This window comes from Calothrix sp. CBUCES-K 9914 (assembly GCF_059640475.1).
Map to the genome: position 1 here is coordinate 1 of NZ_JBXXZH010000438.1, position 4496 is coordinate 4496.

Here is a 4496-nt window from a genome sequence, read left to right on the forward strand (position 1 = left end):
CCGCAAATAATCACTTTCCAAGGAACTTGCTTTGCGGACAATGCTATGCTATCAAGATTTTGTACATCAACCAATTTGTTGACACCCCTATCGTATTTTTGTTCTTCGCCTACCATTATTAGTTTATTCGCGATATGTATTCTAATTTTACAAAATACTCGCTCCTTTATATATAAGTAAATTATGAAACTAAGTCTCTGCATGATTGTTAAAGACGAAGAGTCTAAACTGCCTAGATGTATAAGAAGCGCTCAAAGTCTTGTTGATGAAATTGTAGTTTTAGATACAGGCTCTACAGATAAAACAGTAGCATGTGCTGAAAAATTAGGAGCCTCGGTTTATCAGTATGAATGGAACAATGATTTTAGTGCTGCACGCAATGAAGCTTTAAGATATGTTACAGGTGACTGGGTATTAGTATTGGATGCTGATGAGACATTGACATCAAGTATAAAATCTCATATCAAGCAAACCATCTTAATGGACGAGTATATAATGATAAACTTGTTGCGTCACGAAGTGGGCGCCCCTCAGTCTCCATATTCGATGGTGTCGCGATTATTCCGTAAGCATCCAGATATCAAGTTCGCGCGTCCGTACCATGCGATAATAGACGACAGCGTAATTGAAATATTACAAAAAGAACCAAATTGGCAGATAGGACATTTAAGCGAAGTTGCAATTTTGCACGAAGGGTATCAACAAGTAGTTATAGAAGGGCAAAACAAGACGACTAAAGCGCAAGCTGCAATGGAAGGGTTTATAGTAAATAATCCCAATGACCCTTATGTATGTAGCAAGCTTGGGGGTTTGTATATTGCAACTGGGAAATTAGATGAAGGTATAGAATTATTAGAGCGTGGAATAGCATCGAAACAAGCGAATATAGATTTGATGTACGAATTGCACTATCATTTAGGCATTGGCTATACCCATGCAGGAGACATTAGAAAAGCAGTATCGCATTATCAAGCTGCAATCAAACAAGTAGTAATTCCAATATTGAAGTTGGGCGCCTATAATAACTTGGGAAGTTTACTCAAAAGCTTGGGAGATTTACCAAGTGCCAAGAGTGCCTATGAAATGACAATTCGTATCGACCCTAATTTTGCAGTTGGTCACTACAACTTAGGTATGACGTTCAAAGCAATGGGTAAATTAACAGACGCGATATCATCATATCAACGCGCGATTCAGTTAAACCCGAAATATGCTTCCGCATATCAAAATTTAGGTGTTGTATGGTTAAAAGTAGGAAATCAAAAAGCCAGTTTAGCAGCATTTAACAAAGCAATTTCTCTCCACGAACAAGATAACCCTAGCGAAGCATTACGCTTACGTCAGGGTTTACAAGAAATGGGACTAATTTAATAGTGCGCTCGTAGAAAGTGCTGAGTGCTGAGTAATAGTTAGTCGGCGCGGAGTTACTAATTGCCCAATACTCAGCACTCAGCACTCAGTACTCAGCACTCATAACTTTGATTTAACAAACTTTTCCAACCTATCCATTCCCTTTTCAATTGTTGCCATATCAGTAGCGTAAGAAAGACGTACTGTATCATCGGCGCCAAATGCGATACCAGGAATAACAGCGACTTGATGTTCTTCAAGAAGTTTGTTACAGAAGTCTAGGGATTTTAACCCAGTTTTTTTGATGTCGAGTAACAAATAAAAGGCGCCATCAGGTTTAGGACAACTTAAACCGGGGATAGCATTAAGACGGTCATACATAACTTCGCGTCGTTTTGCGAAAGCGAGACGCATTTCTTCGACACAACTTTGGTCTCCATCTAATGCTGCAATGGCACCATATTGAGCAAAGGTACAAACGTTTGATACGCTGTGGCTTTGAATGGTAATTGTGGCTTTGATTAAATCTACTGGTCCAGCGAGATAACCGATACGCCAACCTGTCATTGAGTAAGCTTTGGCAAAACCGTTGCTAATTACAGTACGGGCAAATATTTCTGAACCTAACGAACCAATGCTAACGTGTTTGGCGCCGTCGTAGAGAATCTTTTCGTAAATCTCATCAGAAACAACTAAGATATCTTTCTCGACGATAATTTCAGCAATGGCTTTAATTTCTTCGGGAGTGTACACCATACCAGTTGGGTTGGATGGTGAATTGAGGATAAATAACTTAGTGTTAGGAGTGATCGACGCGCGTAGTTGGTCGGGCGTAATTTTATAGCCGTTACTTGCATCAGTCTTTACAATTACTGACTTGCCACCAGCTAAAGTAACCATCTCTGGATAACTTAACCAATAAGGCGCCGGGATGATTACTTCATCACCCGGTTCAATTAAGGCAAGTATCAAATTGTATAGAGAATGCTTACCGCCATTGGTAACGATGACATTTTCAGCTTTAAAATTAAGCTTATTCTCGCGCTGCAATTTGCGGGCAATGCTTTCACGCAACCCAGATTCACCTGATGCGGCGCCATATTTAGTTTTACCCTCAGATAATGCTTTAGCTGCTGCGGCTTTAATATGTTCTGGTGTATCAAAGTCCGGTTCACCAGCGCTAAAACTACAAACGTCAATTCCTTCTGCCTTCATCGCCTTAGCTTTCGCGGCGATAGCCAAGGTAATCGAAGGCGTTACCTGACTAACTCTTTGTGCCAGTTTCATCGTTACTTTTTTAATTTGGCATATTTCGCATTATTCCCAGCATATCCCAAACGGGAAGCGAAAACGAAAAGAGGACTACAAACTGCCAATGCCAAAGCATTTGTACTGTTATTGCACTCGCCACTGTAGAGACGTGATTAATAGAGACGTGATTAATCACGTCTCTACAAAGGAAAATACGTAGCTAATTTGGCGCGAATGCTTTTGGATGTACGTTGGCGCCGATTTATTTATTACTTGTTAGGCAACAGCAAAATTCGTATTAGCACGTATTTCCGGAGGATGAAAAGCTAATACAATATCGCTTTGAGGAACACCCGCTTCAACTAAAGCATTCCCTATTCCTTCATCCGTCCAATCTTCTTCAATCCAGATATTATTATTTTTTATACGAACGTGAATTGTAATACCCCTTACTCGTTCTTTAGGAGTCCAGCCAACCTGAAACCAAAGATATTGGTCGCGTTCCTCATCAAAAGATAATAAAGTTTCAACTGCTTCTAAAAACCTATGAAAATCTAGTTTCCACAAATCCAAGTCCACGGTGTAACTTACTTTGACCCAGAATGGAAGTGTCTAAGACTTGAAAACTATCCGACGTTCAGATTTTACACCTACTTGCTCGATAGAATCCTTGACCACCATTCCCCAGTTAGGAATGCTGAAATAATCGTGCCGGGACTTGATTATGGCAGCAGTCAAAGTTAATTTATTCAGTTTCGACCAACCGCTCCATACGTGTTTTCTCGGATTCACTCCAAGATAAGCGGACACGGATACGGGTAATCTCTCAGATAGCTTCATTCCTCTTCTAGCTATGACTAAAGCTGCTGCAATATCGCTACTTAATCCATACATTTTGGAATATTTTACTAATCCAATGATTGAAGTATAAGCAGGATTCTTACTGACTAGATACAAATTCTCGGTTTGCGTCATTAATAATATTATTTGCTCGAATACTAACTGACTGAACTCCCCGAAAAGCAGAAATAAGAACACCTGAATCGAGGTATGTTCTTTTATAACTCACGGTATCCACCCCGACGTTCAGCAAGTTCTCGCTCAATTTCTTCTTCGTTAAGCAACTGCATTCCAGAAGCGATTGCTCTAGTACGAATTTCCCACAACTTCTTCGCTAAGGGTGTTTGTGGAACGTATTCGGTAGGGGATGCTTTGGTATCTGATTCAGACTTAAGCGCTTCTACGAACTCAAAAACCTTTTGCTGCTTTTCAGGTGTAAGTTCTCGCCAATATTCAAGTAAATCTTCTTCTTTCCCCATAATTTACACTCATTAGATTGTAATAGTTTTATTTTGCCATATTTTTTAAGTATTAGCCAATCTTTCAAATTGCTTTGACTCAGTAGTGGAAAATCTTTTAAAATCAGATTTTTCCCCTTATCCGATAAATATAGGCACTACTGGCTATTTAGTACGATATTGTATCAAAGTATAGCTCATTAATTGTAACATAACATTCCTTCTCTCTAGGATAGTTTGAGATGCCGAGCTTAATAAATGCGCTCTATAAATACGGGCAATATAATATTGCTTCACCTAAATGGATAACTATTAAAACTTTTTGAGATAAACTGTATTGATAAGTTCTAAGTTGCATACTTTAGTTGGCAATAAGCTTAAATATGTCGGCAATCACAGAAGCAAGTAATCGTATTTTTTTGTGTCTTCAACAAGTCAATCCTTGGGACGCATCCCAGTTTCAGAAAGGGTTGTCTCGTGAGACAATTGAGGAGAAGTCTAAAGAATTACAATTCCCTCTACCGCAAGAACTTTATGAATTATACCAATGGCAAAATGGAAATCCTTGGAGCAATTCATTCATATTTAGAAACTACT

General features: G+C 39.1%; 5 protein-coding genes and 1 pseudogene. 2 read left to right on the top strand and 4 right to left on the bottom strand.

The window, feature by feature from the left end; translation table 11 throughout:
- Nucleotides 1-183: 183 nt before the first annotated feature.
- Nucleotides 184-1371, top strand: a complete 1188-nt coding sequence (locus tag AC2JBO_RS43360) for a tetratricopeptide repeat protein (RefSeq protein WP_496959808.1) — start codon at nt 184-186, stop codon at nt 1369-1371.
- 99 nt (nt 1372-1470) lie between these two features.
- On the opposite strand, the gene AC2JBO_RS43365 is transcribed toward AC2JBO_RS43360, so the two are convergent.
- From AC2JBO_RS43365 to AC2JBO_RS43380, 4 genes are all read right to left on the bottom strand, one after another.
- Nucleotides 1471-2637: a pyridoxal phosphate-dependent aminotransferase gene (locus tag AC2JBO_RS43365; protein ID WP_496959809.1), complete on the bottom strand. Its 1167-nt coding sequence runs from the start codon at nt 2635-2637 to the stop codon at nt 1471-1473.
- Nucleotides 2638-2877: 240 nt separating this feature from the next.
- A complete protein-coding gene (locus AC2JBO_RS43370; protein WP_496959810.1) occupies nt 2878-3180 on the bottom strand; it encodes a XisI protein in 303 nt (100 codons plus the stop codon).
- A gap of 33 nt (nt 3181-3213) precedes the next feature.
- A complete protein-coding gene (locus AC2JBO_RS43375; protein WP_496959811.1) occupies nt 3214-3576 on the bottom strand; it encodes a hypothetical protein in 363 nt (120 codons plus the stop codon).
- 83 nt (nt 3577-3659) lie between these two features.
- A complete protein-coding gene (locus tag AC2JBO_RS43380) occupies nt 3660-3920 on the bottom strand; it encodes a hypothetical protein (RefSeq protein ID WP_496959812.1) in 261 nt (86 codons plus the stop codon).
- A 362-nt stretch (nt 3921-4282) separates the two neighbouring features.
- Between AC2JBO_RS43380 and AC2JBO_RS43385 the strand changes: the two are divergent.
- Nucleotides 4283-4496, top strand: a pseudogene (locus AC2JBO_RS43385) (hypothetical protein); the annotation flags it as partial.